Raw genomic sequence first — 19655 nt, forward strand, 5'->3', positions numbered from 1 at the left:
CATCGAGATAATCGGCGGAGTCGACCCGCGGCTGATGGCGTTGCGTCAGGATGACGCGGACGATTCCGACGAGCGCTCGCTGACCGATCTCGTCGAGCAGCCCGCCAAGGTGATGCGGATCGGCACCATGATCAAGCAGCTACTCGAAGAGGTGCGCGCCGCTCCGCTGGACGAAGCCAGTCGCACCCGGCTGCGTGACATCCACGCCACCAGCATCCGCGAGCTCGAGGACGGCCTGGCACCGGAACTTCGCGAAGAACTCGAACGACTCACCCTGCCCTTCAATGAGGACACCGCGCCGTCGGACGCCGAGTTGCGGATCGCGCAGGCCCAGCTGGTCGGTTGGCTGGAGGGGCTTTTCCACGGCATTCAGACGGCGCTGTTCGCCCAGCAGATGGCCGCCCGGGCGCAGCTCGAGCAGATGCGGCAGGGCGCGCTGCCGCCCGGGATCGGCAAGCCGGGCCCGCACGGGCACGGCACCGGACAGTACCTGTAAGCCGTGTCGAGCGGTCCCCACATCGAGACCCGCGACGCGTGGGTCGAATTCCCGATCTTCGACGCCAAGTCGCGGTCGTTGAAGAAGGCGTTCCTGGGCAAGGCCGGCGGCGCGATCGGCCGCAACGCCTCCAACGTGGTGGTCATCGAGGCGTTGCGGGATATCACCATGTCGCTGGAGCTCGGCGACAGGGTCGGGTTGGTGGGTCACAACGGTGCGGGCAAATCGACTCTGCTGCGCCTACTTTCGGGCATCTACGAACCCACGCGCGGCTGGGCGAAGGTGACCGGCCGGGTGGCGCCGGTGTTCGATCTGGGTATCGGCATGGATCCCGAGATCTCTGGCTACGAGAACATCATCATCCGGGGCCTGTTCCTGGGTCAGACCCGCAAGCAGATGCTGGCCAAGGTCGACGAGATCGCCGAGTTCACCGAATTGGGCGATTACCTGTCGATGCCGCTGCGCACCTACTCCACGGGCATGCGGGTGCGGCTGGCGATGGGAGTGGTCACCAGCATCGACCCGGAGATCCTGTTGCTCGACGAAGGCATCGGCGCGGTGGACGCCGAATTCCTGAAAAAGGCGCAGTCGCGGCTGCAGAGTTTGGTCGAGCGTTCCGGAATCCTGGTATTCGCAAGCCATTCCAACGAATTCCTGGCCCGGCTGTGCAAGACGGCGATGTGGATCGACCATGGCTTGATCCGCCAGAGCGGCGGTATCGAAGACGTGGTGCGCGCCTACGAGGGTGACGACGCGGCGCGGCACGTGCGTGAAGTCCTCGCCGAGACCGCGCGTGAGTGACCGCGTCTTCGCCGTCGTGGTCACCCACCGGCGCCCCGAGGAACTCGCCCGCTCACTGGAGATGCTGTCCACCCAGACCCGGCCACCCGACCGGCTCATCGTCATCGACAACGACGCTTCCGGCGATGCGCGCGTCAGCGATCTCGTTGCGGCACAAGCGATTCCGTCGACCTATCTGAATTCCTGGCGAAACCTCGGCGGCGCCGGCGGTTTCGCGCTGGGCATGCTGCTGGCCCTTGCCCACGGGGCGGACTGGATCTGGCTGGCCGACGACGACGGGCGCGCCGCGGACACCGATGTGCTGGCTACCCTGCTGGCGTGCGCCGAGAAGCACGGACTGGCCGAGGTGTCCCCGATGGTGTGCAACATCGACGACCCCGACGCACTGGCGTTCCCGTTACGTCGCGGTCTGGTGTGGCGCCGGCGGGTCAGTGAGTTGCGCACCGAAACAGAACAGGACCTATTGCCCGGCATCGCGTCGCTGTTCAACGGCGCGCTGTTTCGCGCGTCCACGCTGGAGGCGATCGGGGTCCCGGATCTGCGGTTGTTCATCCGCGGCGACGAAGTGGAGATGCACCGCCGGCTGGTGCGCTCCGGCCTGCCGTTCGGCACCTGCCTGGACACCGTGTACCTGCACCCGTGCGGGTCCGACGAGTTCAAGCCGATCTTGGGCGGCCGCATGCACACCCAGTACCCGGACGACACCACCAAACGGTTCTTCACCTACCGCAACCGCGGTTACGTGCTGTCCCAGCCGGGGCTGCGCAAGCTGCTGTTCCAGGAATGGGTGCGCTTCGGCTGGTTCTTCCTGGTGACGCGCCGCGATCCCAAAGGGCTGCTGGAGTGGGTCCGGCTGCGCCGGCTGGGACGTGAAGAGAAGTTCGCACGGCCGGGAGGTTCCTCATGACGTTCATTGATGCTGCCGCGCAATCAAAAACGTTCACCCGCGCCTGGGGTGATCTCAGGGCAGGGTTCCGGCGCCACGAGCTGTGGCTGCATCTGGGCTGGCAGGACATCAAGCAGCGGTACCGCCGTTCGGTGCTGGGGCCGTTCTGGATCACGATCGCGACCGGAACCACGGCGGTGGCCATGGGCGGGCTGTACTCCAAGCTGTTCCATCTCGACCTGTCCGAGCACCTGCCCTACGTCACGCTCGGCCTGATCGTGTGGAACCTGATCAATGCCGCCATTCTGGAAGGCGCCGACGTCTTCGTGCACAACGAGGGCCTGATCAAGCAACTGCCCACCCCGCTGAGCGTGCACGTCTATCGGCTGGTGTGGCGGCAGATGATCCTGTTCGCCCACAACATCGTGATCTACGTCGTCATCGCGATCATCTATCCCAAGCCGTGGTCCTGGGCGGACCTGTCGGTGCTGCCCGCGCTGGCGCTGATCATGCTCAACTGCATCTGGGTGTCGCTGTGCTTCGGCATCCTGGCCACCCGCTACCGCGACATCGGGCCGCTGCTGAACTCGGTGGTCCAGTTGCTGTTCTTCATGACGCCGATCATCTGGAACGACAACACACTTCGGCAGCAGGGCGCCGGGCGCTGGTCGAAGATCGTCGAACTCAACCCGCTGCTGCACTACCTGGACATCGTGCGAGCGCCGCTGCTGGGTGCGCCGCAGGAACTGCGGCACTGGGCGGTGGTGGTGGTGCTGACCGTTGTCGGCTGGGTGATGGCGGCGTTCGCGATGCGGCAGTACCGCGCGCGGGTGCCCTACTGGGTGTAACGTAGGCCGCAGTTGAGTAATCCCCACAGAGTCGATGCCAGCCTGCTTACCGGCGTCTCCGAGACGGCCCTGCTGACCCTCAGCGGCCGAGCCTTCCAGGCCGCCCACCCGGACGCGATCATCGACGACCCGATGGCCGTCAAGCTCGTCGAGTCCATCGACTTCGACTTCGACAAGTTCGGCCGGCGCAAAGGCCAGGAGATGGCGCTGCGCTCACTGGCCGTCGACAAATGCGCGCTCGCCTATCTCACCCGGCACCCCAGGGCCACCGTCGTCGCCCTCGCCGAAGGCTTTCAGACCAGCTTCTGGCGGTTGAACAGCGCACTTCCCGACGCTCAATTCCGTTGGGTGTCAATCGACCTCCCACCGGTGATCGAGCTGCGCCGACGGCTGCTGCCGCACTCACCCCGGATCACAGAGATCGCGCAGTCAGCCCTGGACTACTCGTGGATGGATCAGATCGACGCCTCCGATGGCGTTTTCATTACCGCCGAGGGCCTGCTGATGTACCTGCAGCCGGCCGAGGCGATGAGTTTGATCACGCAGTGCGCCAAGCGGTTTGCCGGTGGCCAGATGTTCTTCGACGTGCCGCCGACCGTCGTCAAGAAGGTGGCGCGCAACGGGATGCGGTCGTCGAAGCACTACCGGGTGCCGCCGATGCCGTTCAGTCTGTCGCCGCGTCAATTGGCCGACCTGGCGAATACCGTGCCAGGCATCCGTGCGGTGCAGGACCTGCCGATGCCCGCGGGGCGGGGCTGGTTCTTCGGGACGCTGTACCCCGCGCTGTGGCAGTTCCCGCCGCTGCGGCAGTTCCGTGGCGCTTACACCTTGCTGGAATTCGGCTGACGCTCAGCGTGTTTCGCGGGTGACCACCAGTTCGTCGTTGCCGGTGGCCCAGGCGCGCAGGAAGACGTCGAGTGACACCACCTCGTCGGCGCGGGTTCCGCTGTCGTTGAGGTGCACGGTGCCGTTGGCCAGGTCCACGCCGGTCACGACGACGGCGTGGTCGCTCATCGGGTTGCCGCGGTTGTCCCGGGTCTGAATCGGCAGGCCCCAGATCATCTCGGCGTTGACCCCGGCGATCACCTTGTGGCCGTCGACCAGGTAGCGCTCGAGTGCTTCCAGACCGGAGTCCAGTCCGGTGGCGGCGGCCTCGTCCTGGCTGGTGGCCACCCCGTAGATGCCGTACCGCGCCAGCAGCGCCGGAATGTCGCCGGGGTCGGTGCCGTAGCCCGCGCTGTACATCGGCCCGGGGTGCATGCGGCTGCGCAGCTGCTGCGCCGCCCCGACGATCTCGTCCTCGGTCGGCTGGCGCCCGGTCAATTCGCCGATCACATCCGCGGCCGCCATCAGCGCGCAGTCGTCGAAGGACTGCTTGCGCCAGTACTGCGCGGCGGCGGCCGGGTTGCCGTACATCCGGGGCGCCTCGCTGTGCGGTGCGGACGCGGCGGCATGGGCCAGGCCGGTCGCCAGGCCCAGTGTTACGGCAACGCCGGCGATGGCCAGCGTGACCTTGGCGACGGTGCCGCGAACGGTTCGGCGAAGGATCTGGGAGGTGCGCATGAGAGAAGGGTCGAATGCCGCTCTCTTGGGAAGCTCTGCAGATTCTTGGGGCTCGTTCCCCAAGCACCACCGCCGGCGGGCTCCTCCCATTGGAGGAGGAAATTTCATCCCGCGAACCGGCCGTCTGGCCGAAAGGCTTGCGGTGCCACATGACGGAAGCTGGGAACCGGAGCTATCGGCTCGGCAACCACACTCGCGTCGAGGGGACCACGCCATGTCGTTCATGTTGGCCAGCCCGGAAGCACTGACGGCCGCGGCCGCGGACCTGACAAGCGTTGGCGCATGGGTGAATTCGGCGAACGCGGCGGTGGCAGCCCCAACGACGGCGGTGCCGGCGGCTGCCGCCGACGAGGTCTCGGAGCAGATTGCCGCGATCTTCAGCGCCCATGGTCAGTCGTATCAGATGCTCAGCGAACAGGCTTCGGCGTTCCACCGCCGCTTCGTCCATACCTTGACTGCAAGTGGCCTTTCGTACGCGAGCGCGGAGGCGGCGAATGTCTCGTCTTTGCAGTCAGCTGAGCAGGCGGCGCTCGGCGTGATCAACTCTCCCACCGAAACCTTATTGGGCCGGCCGCTGATCGGTAACGGCGCCGACGGCACCACACCCGGCCAAGCAGGCGGACCCGGCGGCCTGTTGTACGGCAATGGCGGCGCCGGTGCGGCGGGCGGTGCCGGCCAAGCCGGTGGGACCGGCGGCTCGGCGGGCCTGTGGGGTCAGGGCGGCGCCGGCGGCGCGGGCGGGACCGGCGCGGTCGGCGGCAATGGCGGAAACGGCGGCGTGCTGTACGGCGGTGGCGGTGCCGGCGGCACCGGCGGGACAGGTGCTGCCGGAGGACTCGGCGGCAACGCCCTGCTGTTCGGCAGCGGCGGCGACGGCGGGGCGGGTGGCCATGCGGCAGCCGGAATCAATGGCGGCAACGCCGGGCGGGGCGGCGACGGTGGACATGCCGGGCTGTGGGGCGACGGCGGCAACGGCGGACAAGGTGGCGCCGGGATCACGGGTGCGAATGGAGCCAATCCCGTCACCAACGGGGCCACAGCGCCGACTGGAACGCCGGGCGCGGACGGCAGTGTGAACACGAACAACGACGCACGCGCCACAGGCACCGCGGGTGGCACTGGCGAAACCGGCGGCGCGGGATGGGCTGGCGGCAACGGCGGTCAGGGTGGCGACGCTGCGGCCGTCAGCACCAACACCAGCGGTGGGTACAGCATCACCGCCACGGCCGGTCAGGGCGGCCACGGTGGCTCCGCCGGACTCGCCGCGGCAGGTGGGGCCGGCGGGACGGGCGGCAACGCGTCCGCGACGAGCAGCCACACGAGCGACACCATCCCCAGCTCTGTCACCGCCAGCGGAGGCAACGGCGGCGACGGAGCAGCGGGCGGGGCTCCCGGCGGGGCAGGTGGCAACGGCGGTGCCGGCGGCAACGCGGTGACGAGCACCCGAAGCTCGGACTCCAACGAGGCCTACGGCGGCGACGGTGGCGACGGCGGCGCGGGAGCCGCCGGGGCCGTCGGCGGGACCGGCGGGAACGGCGGCTCCGGAGGCAACGGCGGTCGAGGAGGCCTGCTCATCGGAGACGGCGGCAGCGGCGGAGCGGGTGGGACCGGCGGCACCGGGGGCATCGGTGCCAGCGGCGGTACCGGTGGCAACGGCGGTGTCGGCGGCACCAGCAACACGCAGAACGCCGGTGACGGCGGCGATGCGGGCGACGGCGGTGCCGGTGGTACTGGCGGATCCGGTGGAGTCGGCGGTACGGGTGGTCAGGGCGCAGCGGGCGGCCTGCTGTCCGGCAACGGCGGCGCCGGCGGTGCCGGTGGTACCGGCGGCACCGGCGGTTCCGGAGGTACCGGCGGCACCGGCGGCCACGCCGGCGCGTCCGGCGGCACCGGCGGAGTGACCGGAACCGGGGGTGACGGCGGCGACGCGGGCACCGGAGGGGTCGGTGGCGCCGCTGGCAGCGGCGGCAGCGGCGGCACCGGTGGGGCGCTGCTGGGCGTGGCGGGAGCGGGCGGCGCCCTAGGCAGCACCGGATCCCAGGGCGGAACCGGCACACCGGGCGGCAACGGGTAGCAGAACCGCCTGCCATTACCGACGCAAGAACCCCCCAAGGATCCTTTTAGAATCCTCCAAGGCCGCGCCCGGAAGCTATCGCGGTGCCTCAGACACTCGTCCGTCCCGACAGCGCGATCCTGCAGTTGCGGCTCGACCGGCCCGTGCTGCTCCGTCCGATTCAGTTCCAGGCGATCTGTGAGCAGCACCTGCTGCCGTTCTACGGCGTCGTGCACATCGGCTACCTGCGCGGCGACCAACGGTTGAGCCAGGCTGAACTCACCCGCGTCGTCGAGGCGTGTGCGATCGGCGTCCAGGTACAGGACAAGATGACGACCCGCATCGGCCTCTGGCTGCACCACCAGCTCGCCCCGCGCGGCCTGGGAGTGCTGGTGGAAGGCGGCTACGCCTGCACCCCGGTGCGCGAGGGCGCCGCCCTCGCCGGGCCCACCACCACCATGGCCTTCTACGGCTCGATGCGTGACAACGCCGACCTACAGCGCGAATTCATCACCCTCGCTACCAGAAAGAAGATCAACAACCATGCCTGAAATCGCCTTCGCCGGCCCTGCTCAGACCGCCACCATGCACCGAGATGACGCGCCCGTGGGACGTACGGCGCGCTTTCACCTGCGCAAGCGGTTCGGCGGGTTGCACTGCTGCCGCCGGTCCTGGTCCGACAACGGCAAGCGGCTGTTCCTGCACGGCTACGCGCTCAGCTTCGAGATCGAATTCGCCTGTGCCGAAACCGAAACGGAATCCGGCCAGGTGCTCGGTTCCGACTGCCTCGACGACATCCGCGCGGCGCTGGCGGCACAATTTGCCCACACCACGCTGATCGCCACTAACGACCCGCAACGCGACCTGTTCGAACTGCTCGCCGAACGCGACCTCGTCGACATGCGCATTGTGGACAGCACCGGCCTGGAAGCCTCGGCCGCATGGGTGTTCGAAACCGTGGAGAGGATCGTCGCGCAGGCGACGGGCGGCCGGGTCTGGGTGTCGCGCATCGACGCTCAGGAAAGCGGCAGCCGGGTGCTCACGCTGACCGCGCTGCCGGTGAAGGACTGGGTGTGAAGGCGATTGCCGCACTCCTGATCGCCGCCACCGGCCTGCTCTGCACCGGCTACGGAAAAGCCTCAGCCACAACCGATCTCGATTCGTTCCTGACCAACCTGCCGTCGACAGTCAGCGCGGCCGGCTCGCCGGATCAGCTGCGCGCCGCACTCAGCACGGCCCCGCCCGAGGTGTCGCAGGGCCCTGGCAACACGCTGCGGTTCCCCGGCCGGGACGCGCAGTGGCTGATGACCGCCTGGCACCTCGACCGGGTCTACGCGGTGGCCACCGACCCGCATCAGGAGAGCTGGCAGCTGGCCCGGTACGGCCAGGATGTCGCCGACCCGAACGGAACCCGCATCGCGGTCGTTCCGATCGTCTTCGGCAACTGGACCATCCGACCGCGACTGGCCGGGCGCCCGGCCGGCCCGCTGCCGAATGTGGTGGCGGGGGCGTCCCCGGCGTACGACGTTTTCGCCTATGCCGCGCAGGTCGTCGGAATCGACATCGACATGTAGGGCATCGACATGCAGGCATCGACAGTGCAGGATGCGACCGTGAGCGCCTCTGTCGTCGGTTGCGTGGGCACCCTGATCGTGCCCACGCGCGGCGCCGAGGGCGCCGGCGAGGTGCTGCTGACGGTGCGCGGCACCAAGGAGACCTTCCTGGCGCGCTCCGACGAACCGTTACCGAAGGGCACCCAGGTGCTCGTCGTGCAGGCCCACGGGCCGCGAACCGTCGTCGTCGAGCCCTGGCAACACGACCCGACTTTCACTTAAACATCGAAAACACAAGGAGTACAACGATGCTCGGATACCGGGTGCCCGCGCCGGACGAGGCAATGCTCATTTCGGGCGGCAAAGCCAAAAGCAATGTGCCGTTTCGCGTGGTGACCGGGCACGGCGCCTTCGTCGTCCCGTTCTTCCGGAAGGCCGCCTTCCTGACGCTGGCAATGTGCGAGGCCGAGGTCGCCGAGAAGTGCGTCACCCAGCAGGGCATCACCCTCAACGTCCGGGCGGTCATCGCGTTCAAGGTGGGCAACGACCCGGAAAGCATCATCGCCGCCGCGCAACGATTCCTGTCCGAACAAGACCAGATGTCGGTGCTGACGGGGCGGATCTTCGCCGGGCACCTGCGCTCGATCATCGGTTCGATGACCGTCGAGCAGATCATCCGGGAGCGCCAGAAGCTGGCCACCGAGGTGCTCGACGGTTCCAAGGAGGAGATGGCCCGCATCGGCCTCAACGTCGACGCGCTGCAGATCCAGTCCATCGACGACGACGGGCTGGGCTACATCAAGGCGATGTCTGCCCCGCACAACGCCGCCGTGCAGCAGCAGGCGCAGATTGCTCAGGCCCAGGCCAACCAGAAGGCCGCCGAGGCCGAACAGGAGTCGCAGCGCAAACAGGCCGAGTTCGCCCGCGAGACCGCCATCGTGAAGGCCCAGTACAAGGCCGAGGTGGACAAGGCGCAGGCGGAGGCAGCGCAAGCCGGCCCGCTGGCCGAGGCCGAGGCCCAGCGTGAAGTGCTGGCGATGCGCACCGAACTGGCTCAGCGGGCAGCGGAACTGCGCCAGCAGGAGCTGGTCGCCGAGGTGGTCAAGCCCGCCGAGGCCGAAGCCGAACGGGTCCGGATTCTGGCCGTGGCCGACGCCGAGAAGATGAAGATCCAGGCCGAGGCCGCCGCCTCGCACAACCGCGTCGCGCTGGACCGGATGATCATCGACCAGCTCCCCGAGATCGTCGACAAGGCGGCACGCGGGCTGGCCGGTTCGAATCTGACCGTGCTCAACGGCGCCGAAGGGATCAGTCAGGTCACCAGCGGCCTGGTGTCACAGGGTCTGGCTATATTCGACGCCGTACGCAACGGGCTCTCGCAGGACGACGAAGACGGGGGCGCCCCGGCGTGATACGCGCCGGTAAACGGCTGACGGATATCAGTGACGGCCGGCCTTTTGTGGTGTATCACTGAAACGCTCGATAGGTGCTCGGCGAAAGGGGTGGTCGTGAGCAAGGAAGCCCAGTCCACAGATTTGGCAGCGGCAGCGCGCGACAACCTCGCCGCCGAACTGGACCGTCTCAAGCAGCGGTACGACCGCCTGGAGATCGAGGTCAAGAACGACCGCGGGATGGTCGGTGACCACGGAGACGCGGCCGAGGCGATCCAACGGGCCGACGAGCTTGCCGTGCTCGGCGACCGGATCAACGAGCTGGACCGGCGGCTGAAGTCCGGGCCGTCCAGCACGGACGCCTCCGATGTTCTGCCCGGAGGCACCGAGGTCACGCTGCGCTTCGCCGACGGCGAAGTGGTCACCATGTACGTGATCTCGATCGTCGAGGAAACGCCGGTCGGCCACGAAGGCGAGACGTTGACCGCGCGCAGCCCGCTGGGACAGGCGCTGGCCGGCCATCAGGCGGGCGACACGGTGACGTACTCCACGCCGCAGGGTCCCAGCCAGGTCGAGCTGCTCTCGGTGAAGCTGCCCACCTAGACTCCCACTCGATGATCCCGCCAGAACCAGATGCTCACCCGCCAGAACAACACCAGCATCTGCATCTGACGACCCAGGCATTGCGCTTCATCATCACCGGTTCTTTCTCGGCGGTCGTCGACTTCGGGCTCTACCTGATCCTGTACAAGGTCCTGGGCGTCCAGGTCGACCTGGCCAAGGCCACCAGCTTCATCGTCGGCACCATCACCGCGTACCTGATCAACCGGCGCTGGACCTTCCAGGCATCGCCGAGCACCGCGCGGTTCATCGGGGTGATGGCTTTGTACGCACTCACCTTCGCGGTGCAGGTCGGGCTCAACCATCTGGTACTCGAGTTGTTGCACTACCGGGGCTGGGCCGTCCCCGTCGCGTTCGTGGTGGCACAGGGCACCGCGACGGTGATCAATTTCATCGTGCAGCGAACCGTGATCTTCCGCATCCGCTGACCCCTACCGTGGGCGCGGTACCCTCTTTGACGATGTCGAGCAGCGAAATGACCACGACCCCGACCCGGCTGACCGGGTGGGGACGAACGGCACCCTCGGTGGCGGAGGTGCTGCGCACCCCCGACGTCGACGTCATCGCCAAGGCAGTGATCCGGGCGTCCGAGTCGGACGGTCGGGGCGTGATAGCCCGCGGGCTGGGCCGGTCCTACGGGGACAACGCGCAGAACGGCGGCGGCCTGGTGATCGACATGTCCGCGCTGAACAAGATCCACTCGCTGAACGCCGAAACCAAGCTCGCCGACGTCGACGGCGGCGTCAACCTGGACCAGCTGATGAAGGCGGCGCTGCCGCTGGGACTGTGGGTGCCGGTGTTGCCGGGCACCCGTCAGGTCACCATCGGCGGTGCCATCGGGTGCGACATCCACGGCAAGAATCACCACAGTGCCGGCAGCTTCGGCAACCACGTCCGGTCGATGGAACTACTGCTGGCTGACGGCGAGATCCGGCGGGTGACGCCGGACGGCGACGAGGCCGAGTTGTTCTGGGCCACCGTCGGCGGCAACGGGCTGACCGGGATCATCCTGCGCGCCACCATCGAGATGACACCCACCGAGACGGCCTACTTCATCGCCGACGGCGACGTCACCGCCACCCTCGACGAAACGATCGCCCTGCACAGCGACGGCAGCGAGAACAACTACACCTACTCCAGCGCCTGGTTCGACGCGATCAGCGCGCCGCCCAAGCTGGGCCGCGCGGCGGTGTCCCGTGGCTCGCTGGCCACCCTGGACCAACTGCCCGAGAAGCTGGCCCGCAATCCGCTGAAATTCGATGCGCCGCAACTGTTCACGTTCCCCGATATCTTTCCCAACGGACTGGCCAACAAATACACGTTCGGGCCGATCGGCGAACTCTGGTACCGCAAATCCGGCACCTACCGGAACAAGATCCAGAATCTGACGCAGTTCTACCACCCGCTGGACATGTTCGGTGAGTGGAACCGCGGCTACGGTCAGGCCGGCTTCCTGCAGTACCAGTTCGTGGTCCCCACCGAAGCGGTCGACGAGTTCAAGCGGATCATCCGCGACATTCAGGCCAGTGGACACTACTCATTCCTCAACGTGTTCAAGCTGTTCGGCCCGGGCAATCAGGCCCCGCTGAGCTTTCCCATCCCGGGCTGGAACATCTGCGTCGACTTCCCGATCAAGGCCGGCCTCAACGAGTTCGTCAGCGAACTCGACCGCCGCGTACTGCAATTCGGTGGCCGGCTCTACACCGCCAAAGACTCCCGAGTGAGCGCCGAGAATTTTCACGCCATGTATCCCCGGATCGACGAATGGATTGCCGTGCGCCGCAAGGTGGATCCCGCCGGGGTGTTCGTCTCCGACATGGCCCGACGTTTGGAGTTGCTGTAGATGGTGCTTGACGCAGTGGGAAACCCTCAGTCGATTCTGCTCCTGGGAGGCACCTCTGAGATCGGCCTGGCCATCTGTGAGCGGTACCTGCAGAACGCCAAGGCGCGAATCGTGTTGGCAGCCATGCCCGAAGACCCGGGTCGCGAGGCCGCGGTGGCTCAGATGAAGGCGGCCGGCGCGCGGTCGGTGGAGCTGGTCGACTTCGACGCCCTAGAGCCCGACACCCATCCGAAGGTGATCGACGAATGCTTCAGCAACGGAGACATCGACGTGGCGATCGTCGCTTTCGGATTGCTGGGTGACGCCGAGGAGCTATGGCATAACCAGCGCAAAGCCGTGCAGATCGCCGAGATCAATTACACCGCAGCGGTATCGGTGGGTGTCCTGCTGGCCGAGAAGATGCGCGCTCAGGGATTCGGCCAGATCATCGCGATGAGCACGGTGGCCGGTGAGCGAGTGCGCCGATCCAACTTCGTCTACGGCTCCACCAAGGCCGGACTCGACGGCTTCTACCTGGGCCTGTCAGAGGCGCTGCGCGAGTACGGGGTTCGGGTGCTGGTGATCCGGCCAGGGCAGGTGCGGACCAGGATGAGCGCCCACGTCAAGGAAGCACCGCTGACCGTCGACAAGGAGTACGTCGCGAACCTGGCGGTGACCGCGTCGGCAAAAGGTAAGGAATTGGTTTGGGCGCCAACAGCATTCCGTTACGTGATGATGGTGTTGCGTCACATCCCGCGGAGCATCTTCCGCAAGCTGCCCATCTGAGCATGCGCAACGCGCTGGCCACCCTGGGCCAGATGGCGCTCGCCGCTGTGGTGGCCGTCGTGGTGTCGGCCGTCTCGCTGGCGGCGATCGCCCAGGTGCAGTGGCCGGCCTTCCCGTCGTCGAACCAGTTGCACGCGCTGACCACCGTGGGTCAGGTGGCCTGCCTGGCCGGGCTGCTCGCCGTCGGCTGGCTGTGGCGGTCGGGCCGCCTGCAGCGGCTGGCCCGGTTGGGTGGGCTGGTGTTCGTCTCCGCCTTCACCGTCGTCACGCTGGGCATGCCGCTGGGCGCGACCAAGCTGTATCTGTTCGGCATATCGGTGGACCAGCAATTCCGCACGGAGTACCTGACCCGGCTGACCGACAGTCCCGCGCTGCACGACATGACGTACATCGGGCTGCCGCCGCTCTACCCGCCGGGCTGGTTCTGGATCGGCGGGCGCGCGGCGGCCCTGACCGGAACACCGGCATGGGAGATGTTCAAGCCCTGGGCGATCACGTCGATCACCATCGCGGTCGCCGTCGCGCTGGTGCTGTGGTCGCGGATGGTCCGCTTCGAGTACGCGCTGCTGGTGACGATCGCGACCGCGGCCGTGACGCTGGCCTACAGCTCGCCGGAACCCTACGCGGCGATGATCACCGTGCTGTTGCCGCCGATGTTCGTGCTGACGTGGTCGGGGCTGCGCGCCGCCGGGCGCCTTGACCCTGCCGACGATGCGGCCAGCCGCACACTCGAAGCCGACGATGCGGCCAGCCGCACGCTCGGCGACCGGGCGGGCGCGGGCACGCGTGCGGGCAGCGGCTGGGCCGCGATCGTCGGCGCCGGCATCTTCCTAGGTTTCGCCGCCACCTGGTACACGCTGCTGGTCGCCTACAGCGCCTTCACCGTGACGCTGATGGCGCTCGGGCTTGCCGTGTCGCGCTGGCGCTCCGGCGGCGTCCGGGCAGCGCTGGACCCGCTGCGCCGGCTGGTGGTCATCGGCGTGATCGCGGCGGCGATCGCGTCGACCACCTGGCTGCCCTACCTGCTGCGGACGCTGAGCTCACCGACCAGCAACAGCGGCAGCGCGTTTCACTATCTGCCCGCCGACGGCGCTGAGCTGACCTTCCCGATGCTGCAGTTCTCCCTGCTGGGCGCCGGTTGCATGCTGGGCACGCTGTGGCTGGTGGCGCGGGCACGGTCGTCGGTGCGCGCCGGCGGCCTGGCGATCGGCGTGCTTGCGGTCTACGCGTGGTCGGTGTTGTCGATGCTGACCACACTGGCGCGCACCACCCTGCTGTCGTTCCGCCTGCAGCCGACGCTGAGCGTGCTGCTGGTGGCGGCCGGGGTATTCGGATTCGTCGAGTTCGCGACGGCGCTGGCCGCACGCAGCCGGGCGGCGCTGCCGGTCGCCACGGCGCTCGGGCTGACCGCGGCGATCGCTTTCAGCCAGGACATCCCCGACGTGCTGCGACCGGACCTGACGATCGCGTACACCGACACCGACGGCCACGGGCAACGGGGTGACCGGCGACCGCCCAGCTCGGAGAAGTACTACCCGGCCGTGGACGCCGCCATCCAGAAGGTCACCGGCAGGCCGCGCGATCAGACCGTGGTGATGACGGCCGACTACAGCTTCCTGTCTTTCTATCCCTACTGGGGCTTCCAGGGCCTGACCTCGCACTACGCCAACCCGCTGGCCCAGTTCGACAAGCGCGCCGCGCAGATCGAGAGCTGGTCGAAGCTCAAGACCGCCGACGAGCTGATTCAGGCGCTGGACAAGCTGCCGTGGCCGCCGCCGACCGTCTTCGTCATGCGGCGCGGCGCCGGCAACACCTACACCCTGCGGCTAGCCGAGGATGTCTACCCCAACCAGCCCAACGTCCGTCGCTACACGGTGGACCTGAAAACCGCCCTGTTCAACGACCCGCGATTCGCCGTCGAGACCATCGGACCGTTCATCGTGGCGATTCGTAAGCCGGTGCCCAGCGCTTGATGGCGACCGAACAATTACCATCTACCTCCGTGGGCGAAGCGGGAGCAAACTACCGGCTCGCCCGACTCGTTGCCGTGGTCGCCGGACTGCTGGGCGCGGCGCTGGCGCTGGCTACCCCGCTGCTGCCGGTCAAGCAAACCACCGCCCAACTCAACTGGCCGCAGAACGGCACCTTCAGCAGCGTCGAAGCGCCGCTGATCAGCTACGTGGCCACCGACCTGAACATCAGCGTGCCCTGCCAGGCCGCGGCCGGGCTGGAAGGGCCGCAGAACGCCGGCAAGACGGTGTTGTTGTCGACGGTGCCCAAACAAGCACCGAAGGCGGTCGATCGAGGCCTGTTGTTGGAGCGGGTCAACGGCGACCTGGTGCTGATCGTGCGCAACGTCCCGGTCGTCACCGCCCCGATGAGTCAGGTGCTCGGACCGGACTGTCAGCGCGTGACGTTCACCGCGCACGCGGACCGGGTGATCGGGGAGTTCGTGGGCCTCAAACAGGGCCCGACCACCGAGCATCCCGGCGCGCCGCTGCGCGGCGAGAAGAGCGGATATGACTTCCGCCCGCAGATCGTCGGGGTGTTCACCGACCTGGCCGGACCGAGTCCGCCGGGCCTGAGCCTCTCCGCGACCGTCGACACCCGCTACAGCAGCAGCCCCACGACGCTCAAGATGGCCGCGATGATCCTCGGGTTGCTGCTGACCGCGGCCTCCTTGGTTGCGCTGCACGTCCTGGACACCGCCGACGGCACCCGGCACCGCCGGTTCCTGCCGTCGCGCTGGTGGTCGGTCGGCGCCCTGGACGCGCTGGTGATCGCCGTGCTGGTGTGGTGGCACTTCGTCGGCGCCAACACCTCCGACGACGGCTACATCCTGACCATGGCCCGGGTGTCCGAGCACGCCGGCTACATGGCGAACTACTACCGCTGGTTCGGCACGCCCGAGGCGCCGTTCGGCTGGTACTACGACCTGCTGGCGATGTGGGCCCACGTCACGACGGCCAGCGTCTGGATGCGGCTGCCCACCCTGGTCATGGCGCTGACGTGCTGGTGGGTGATCAGCCGTGAGGTCATTCCTCGCCTGGGCCATTCCGTCAAGAAGAGCCGGGCCGCGGCATGGACGGCGGCTGGAATGTTTCTGGCGGTCTGGCTACCCCTGAACAACGGGCTGCGTCCAGAGCCGATCATCGCCCTGGGCATCCTGCTGACCTGGTGCTCGGTGGAGCGGGCGGTGGCCACCAGCCGGCTGTTGCCGGTGGCCGCGGCGTGCATCCTCGGCGCGTTGACCCTGTTCTCCGGGCCCACCGGCATCGCCTCTATCGGTGCGTTGCTGGTGGCGATCGGCCCGCTGCGGACCATCCTGCATCGCCGGTCCAAACAGTTCGGCCTGCTGCCGCTGATATCGCCGATCCTGGCGGCCACCACGGTCACCACCATCCTGATCTTCCGCGACCAGACGTTCGCCGGCGAAGCCCAGGCCACGTTCCTCAAGCAGGCCGTCGGGCCCAGCCTGAAGTGGTTCGACGAACACATCCGCTACGAGCGGCTGTTCATGCCCAGCCCCGACGGGTCGGTGGCGCGCCGGTTCGCGGTTCTGGCGCTGATCCTCGCGCTGGCGATCGCGGTGGCAATCTCGTTGCGCAAGGGGCGAATTCCGGGGACCGCGGCCGGTCCGAGCCGCCGGATCATCGGCATCACCATCATCTCGTTCCTGGCGATGATGTTCACGCCCACCAAATGGACCCACCACTTCGGGGTTTTCGCGGGGCTGGCCGGCTCCCTGGGCGCGTTGGCGGCCGTGGCGGTAACCGGGGCCGCGATGCGCTCCAGACGCAACCGCACCGTGTTCGCGGCCGTCGTCCTCTTTGTCATGGCCATGTCGTTCGCCAGCGTCAACGGCTGGTGGTATGTCTCGAATTTCGGTGTGCCGTGGTCGAATTCGTTCCCCAAGTGGCGATGGTCGCTCACCACGGCGCTGCTCGAACTGACCGTGATCGTGCTACTGATCGCGGCCTGGTTCCACTTCGTCGCCACCAACGACGACGGACCGCCCCGGACCCGGTTCGGTGCACGCGTGTCGCGATTCACCCAGTCCCCGTTGGCAATTGCGACCTGGTTGCTGGTCCTGATGGAAGTGGTGTCGCTGACCCAGGCGATGATCTTCCAATATCCGGCTTGGTCGGTGGGCCGGTCGAACCTGCAGGCGTTAACCGGAAAGACCTGCGGCCTGGCCGATGACGTGCTGGTCGAACTGGATCCGCAGGCCGGCATCTTGCCGCCGGTGTCCGCGCCGGTAGGCGACGCTCTGGGCGCAGGCCTCTCGGAAGCGTTCACTCCCAACGGGATTCCCGCCGATGTCTCCGCCGATCCGGTGATGGAGCGCCCGGGCGACCGCAACTTCGCCAACGACGACGGAGTGATCACCGGCACCGAGGCCGGTACCGAGGGTGGCACCACAGCCGCGCCGGGCATCAACGGCTCTCGGGCCCGGTTGCCGTTCAACCTCGACCCGGCCCGCACCCCGGTGCTGGGTAGCTGGCGCGCCGGCATCCAGGTGCCGGCGATGCTGCGGTCGGGCTGGTACCGGCTGCCCGCCAAGGACGACCGGCACAAGACGCCGCTGCTGGTGGTCACGGCGGCCGGCCGGTTCGACGCCCGCGAGATTCAGGTGCAGTGGGCCACCGATGACGAGGCCGCTGCCGGAAAGCACAGCGGCTCAATGGGCTTCGCTGACGTCGGGGCGGCACCGGCCTGGCGCAACCTGCGCGCCCCATTATCGGCCATCCCCGATTCCGCCACTCAGATCCGCTTGGTGGCCGACGACGACGATCTGGCCCCACAACATTGGATCGGCCTCACTCCGCCGCGAGTGCCGCAGCTGCGCACGCTGCAGGACGTGGTGGGCTCCAGGGACCCGGTGTTCCTGGACTGGCTGGTAGGGCTGGCTTTCCCGTGCCAGCGGCCGTTCGGTCATCAGAACGGTGTCGACGAGACGCCCAAGTGGCGGATCCTGCCCGACCGGTTCGGCGCCGAGGCCAACTCTCCCGTCATGGACAACCTCGGTGGTGGACCACTCGGCATCACCGAGTTGCTGACCCAGTCGGTAACGGTGGCCAGCTACCTCAAGGACGACTGGTTCCGGGACTGGGGTGCGCTACAACGCCTGACGCCCTTCTATCCCGACGCCACGCCGGCCCGGCTGGAGCTGGGCACGGTGACGCGCAGCGGGTTGTGGGACCCGGCGCCGCTGCGCAAGAGCTGAGTGGGCGGAGACCCAGCTAAAAAGGTGGGGGTTCGTCGTCGGGTGGGCCGGTAGCGTTGATGCGCGCTTGGTGGTTGGCGCGGCGTTCGGCGGTCACCCGGGCGGCGCGGGCCTGGGCGCGGGTGCGCCGGCGGGTGGGCATCATCGCGGTGCGTTCGGCGCAGTAATCCGCCGGTGGGGTTTGGGCTTCGGGGGCGGGCATCCCACCCACCGCATGGCACAGGCTGGGAAACAGCAACGCGGAACCGGGAGTGGTGACGTGGGTGTCCCCACCCGGGGAGGTCAGGATCAAGGTGCCGTCGGCGAGTTGTTTCTCGGTCCAGCCCCAAAACGTCTTCATCAAATGATGCGTACGGCAGTAGCACTTGAGGTTGCCCGCGTGAGTGGGCCCACCGGAGGCGTAGGGGATGGTGTGGTCACAGTCGCAGGCGGTGGCCGGCACATCACAGCCGGGCCAGCGGCAGGTCAGATCCCGGGCCCGCACGAAATCGGCGAGCGCTTGGGAGGGGTGGTAGTGCGGTTCGGGGGCGGCGTAGCCGGGGTGGATCAACGGCACCTGGCGGGCGGTCAGCGCCAACTCGGCCAACAGTTCGGGGGTGATCAGGTCTTCGGCGCCCAGCACACACCCGGGGCTGTCGCTGTGGCCATTGAGGGTGGCCTGTTCGGCGACCACATGAATCACCACCGGCGAGGCGGGCTTACGCCCGGCGGCGGTGCAATCGGGACGCCCGCACTCGCAGGCCAGCCGGGTGGCATCGGCGGCCAGCGCCCCCATGGCATCAGCGCGGCGCTGAGCCACCGTGCGCGGATCGTGGGGGCAGACCGTGGCCGCCAACGCCGAGATCCGCGCATCGAGGGCTTTGGCATCGGTGCTGCGCAGGCGTCCCTCCACCTGGCACAACCCGTTGAGCTCCTGGCTGATCCACACCTCCCGATCAGCCTGGGCCTCTGTGCGCCGCCGGACGGCATCGGCGTCGGCGTTGGCGACGATCTGGTCGATCTTCTGCGACAGCCGCCCCCGGCTCAACGAGGGCCACCGTGTCACCCGCGCGGCGATCGTGTCGTCCACCGACGCCAGCACCTGGGGGTCCTCGATCAGATCGGTGCGGAACACGATCGTCGCGAACGCCTCCAGGTCAATATCCCCGGCACACAACACCGCCGCGACCTGCGGCAGGCGCTCGCGCATCGCCCGGGCATAATGCAGCTTGGTCTCCGCGCGGCCCTGGCTGATCTTCAGCCCCGCGGCCACCTCCCCGGCCACCGCCTTGAACGTGTCGATCGCCCACTGACCCGTCTCAGAGCCCGCCACCGAGCGGTGGGAGAACAACTGCCCGATCCCCACCAACTCCGCGGCCTGGGCCTGATTGACCACCCGCGCCGCCGCACCGATCCGCGTCATCCAGCCCACCGAGTCTTCGGTCTTTTCTAGAAGTGCCCTGCGGTGGGCCACCACCTCCAGGTAGCCGTCATACCCTTCCATCCCGGGTGCGAGGAACGGCAGCCTATCGAACATACATTCGATTATAGCCGCTACCCCCGACCGCGTTGACTCGTCAGAAATGCGCGCGAAAGGGTGATTCGTTGCCTCATCGAGAATGCGCGCGT

19 protein-coding genes are annotated in these 19655 nt (G+C 67.9%); 17 read left to right on the top strand and 2 right to left on the bottom strand.

Translation table 11 applies throughout. The features are described from left to right. Positions 1–34: 34 nt before the first annotated feature. From C0J29_RS29460 to C0J29_RS29480, 5 genes are read left to right on the top strand one after another with little or no spacing between them, the layout of a single operon-like run. Entirely contained in the window at positions 35–496 is a 462-nt protein-coding gene (locus C0J29_RS29460; RefSeq protein WP_231513589.1) for a bacterial proteasome activator family protein, read from the top strand. A 3-nt stretch (positions 497–499) separates the two neighbouring features. Then, positions 500–1297, top strand: coding sequence for a galactan export ABC transporter ATP-binding subunit Wzt/RfbE (gene wzt, locus C0J29_RS29465; protein ID WP_120794375.1), 798 nt, complete (start codon positions 500–502; stop codon positions 1295–1297). Next, complete coding sequence (gene glfT1, locus C0J29_RS29470; protein ID WP_120794376.1) at positions 1290–2204, top strand: galactofuranosyltransferase GlfT1; 915 nt, start codon at positions 1290–1292, stop codon at positions 2202–2204. The genes wzt and glfT1 overlap by 8 nt, the downstream gene beginning before the upstream one ends. Next, the gene (wzm, locus tag C0J29_RS29475; RefSeq protein ID WP_065046577.1) at positions 2201–3031 is read left to right on the top strand and encodes a galactan export ABC transporter permease subunit Wzm/RfbD; all 831 of its coding nucleotides are present in this window, start codon (positions 2201–2203) and stop codon (positions 3029–3031) included. The genes glfT1 and wzm overlap by 4 nt, the downstream gene beginning before the upstream one ends. 12 nt (positions 3032–3043) lie before the next feature. Next, positions 3044–3877 (top strand): class I SAM-dependent methyltransferase, encoded by an 834-nt coding sequence (locus C0J29_RS29480; RefSeq protein ID WP_197748236.1) that lies wholly within the window; start codon positions 3044–3046, stop codon positions 3875–3877. 3 nt (positions 3878–3880) lie between these two features. Here C0J29_RS29480 and C0J29_RS29485 read toward each other — a convergent pair whose 3' ends face one another. Further along, positions 3881–4594 carry a C39 family peptidase gene (locus C0J29_RS29485; protein WP_120794377.1) on the bottom strand — a complete coding sequence of 238 codons (714 nt, stop codon included), beginning with the start codon at positions 4592–4594 and terminating at the stop codon, positions 3881–3883. A gap of 214 nt (positions 4595–4808) precedes the next feature. Here C0J29_RS29485 and C0J29_RS34585 point away from each other — a divergent pair, with 214 nt between their 5' ends. The 12 genes from C0J29_RS34585 to C0J29_RS29545 all read left to right on the top strand — a co-directional run bounded on the left by C0J29_RS34585 (position 4809) and on the right by C0J29_RS29545 (position 18047). Then, complete coding sequence (locus tag C0J29_RS34585) at positions 4809–6668, top strand: PE family protein (protein ID WP_120794378.1); 1860 nt, start codon at positions 4809–4811, stop codon at positions 6666–6668. An 83-nt stretch (positions 6669–6751) separates the two neighbouring features. Beyond that, positions 6752–7198, top strand: coding sequence for a GTP cyclohydrolase I (locus C0J29_RS29495; RefSeq protein ID WP_162951588.1), 447 nt, complete (start codon positions 6752–6754; stop codon positions 7196–7198). Beyond that, positions 7128–7724, top strand: a complete 597-nt coding sequence (locus C0J29_RS29500; protein ID WP_162951589.1) for a 6-carboxytetrahydropterin synthase — start codon at positions 7128–7130, stop codon at positions 7722–7724. Before C0J29_RS29495 ends, C0J29_RS29500 begins: the two co-directional genes overlap by 71 nt. Next, complete coding sequence (locus tag C0J29_RS29505) at positions 7721–8221, top strand: hypothetical protein (RefSeq protein ID WP_120794381.1); 501 nt, start codon at positions 7721–7723, stop codon at positions 8219–8221. Before C0J29_RS29500 ends, C0J29_RS29505 begins: the two co-directional genes overlap by 4 nt. Before the next feature lie 39 nt (positions 8222–8260). After that, positions 8261–8482 (top strand): NfeD family protein, encoded by a 222-nt coding sequence (locus C0J29_RS29510; RefSeq protein WP_231513586.1) that lies wholly within the window; start codon positions 8261–8263, stop codon positions 8480–8482. A 26-nt stretch (positions 8483–8508) separates the two neighbouring features. Beyond that, a complete protein-coding gene (locus C0J29_RS29515; protein ID WP_065046563.1) occupies positions 8509–9612 on the top strand; it encodes an SPFH domain-containing protein in 1104 nt (367 codons plus the stop codon). 96 nt (positions 9613–9708) lie between these two features. Next, positions 9709–10194: a GreA/GreB family elongation factor gene (locus tag C0J29_RS29520; RefSeq protein WP_120795042.1), complete on the top strand. Its 486-nt coding sequence runs from the start codon at positions 9709–9711 to the stop codon at positions 10192–10194. Between the two features lie 80 nt (positions 10195–10274). Continuing rightward, entirely contained in the window at positions 10275–10640 is a 366-nt protein-coding gene (locus tag C0J29_RS29525; RefSeq protein WP_162951641.1) for a GtrA family protein, read from the top strand. A gap of 32 nt (positions 10641–10672) precedes the next feature. Further along, positions 10673–12055, top strand: a complete 1383-nt coding sequence (gene dprE1 / locus C0J29_RS29530) for a decaprenylphosphoryl-beta-D-ribose oxidase (protein ID WP_065163399.1) — start codon at positions 10673–10675, stop codon at positions 12053–12055. Beyond that, positions 12056–12820, top strand: coding sequence for a decaprenylphospho-beta-D-erythro-pentofuranosid-2-ulose 2-reductase (gene dprE2 / locus C0J29_RS29535; protein ID WP_065163400.1), 765 nt, complete (start codon positions 12056–12058; stop codon positions 12818–12820). It begins immediately after the preceding gene. A gap of 2 nt (positions 12821–12822) precedes the next feature. Continuing rightward, a complete protein-coding gene (locus C0J29_RS29540; protein WP_120794383.1) occupies positions 12823–14793 on the top strand; it encodes a galactan 5-O-arabinofuranosyltransferase in 1971 nt (656 codons plus the stop codon). Continuing rightward, positions 14793–18047 carry an arabinosyltransferase domain-containing protein gene (locus C0J29_RS29545; RefSeq protein ID WP_120794384.1) on the top strand — a complete coding sequence of 1085 codons (3255 nt, stop codon included), beginning with the start codon at positions 14793–14795 and terminating at the stop codon, positions 18045–18047. Before C0J29_RS29540 ends, C0J29_RS29545 begins: the two co-directional genes overlap by 1 nt. 16 nt (positions 18048–18063) lie before the next feature. Here the strand turns inward: C0J29_RS29545 and C0J29_RS29550 are convergent, their stop codons facing one another. Continuing rightward, on the bottom strand, positions 18064–19530 hold the full coding sequence (locus C0J29_RS29550) for an HNH endonuclease signature motif containing protein (RefSeq protein ID WP_120794385.1): 1467 nt from the start codon (positions 19528–19530) through the stop codon (positions 18064–18066). Between the last annotated feature and the right edge of the window lie 125 nt (positions 19531–19655).

Origin of the sequence: Mycobacterium paragordonae, from assembly GCF_003614435.1 — a bacterium.
Classification (GTDB): Bacteria; Actinomycetota; Actinomycetes; order Mycobacteriales; family Mycobacteriaceae; genus Mycobacterium; species Mycobacterium paragordonae.

Bases quoted from the DNA above. Each gene is read 5' to 3' on its own strand.
- C0J29_RS29460 (WP_231513589.1), top strand. From the start codon at position 35: ATGGCGTTGCGTCAGGATGACGCGGACGATTCCGACGAGCGCTCGCTG.
- wzm (WP_065046577.1), top strand. From the start codon at position 2,201: ATGACGTTCATTGATGCTGCCGCGCAATCAAAAACGTTCACCCGCGCC.
- C0J29_RS29485 (WP_120794377.1), bottom strand. From the start codon at position 4,594: ATGCGCACCTCCCAGATCCTTCGCCGAACCGTTCGCGGCACCGTCGCC.
- C0J29_RS34585 (WP_120794378.1), top strand. From the start codon at position 4,809: ATGTCGTTCATGTTGGCCAGCCCGGAAGCACTGACGGCCGCGGCCGCG.
- C0J29_RS29515 (WP_065046563.1), top strand. From the start codon at position 8,509: ATGCTCGGATACCGGGTGCCCGCGCCGGACGAGGCAATGCTCATTTCG.
- dprE1 (WP_065163399.1), top strand. From the start codon at position 10,673: ATGTCGAGCAGCGAAATGACCACGACCCCGACCCGGCTGACCGGGTGG.
- dprE2 (WP_065163400.1), top strand. From the start codon at position 12,056: ATGGTGCTTGACGCAGTGGGAAACCCTCAGTCGATTCTGCTCCTGGGA.
- C0J29_RS29540 (WP_120794383.1), top strand. From the start codon at position 12,823: ATGCGCAACGCGCTGGCCACCCTGGGCCAGATGGCGCTCGCCGCTGTG.
- C0J29_RS29545 (WP_120794384.1), top strand. From the start codon at position 14,793: ATGGCGACCGAACAATTACCATCTACCTCCGTGGGCGAAGCGGGAGCA.
- C0J29_RS29550 (WP_120794385.1), bottom strand. From the start codon at position 19,530: ATGGAAGGGTATGACGGCTACCTGGAGGTGGTGGCCCACCGCAGGGCA.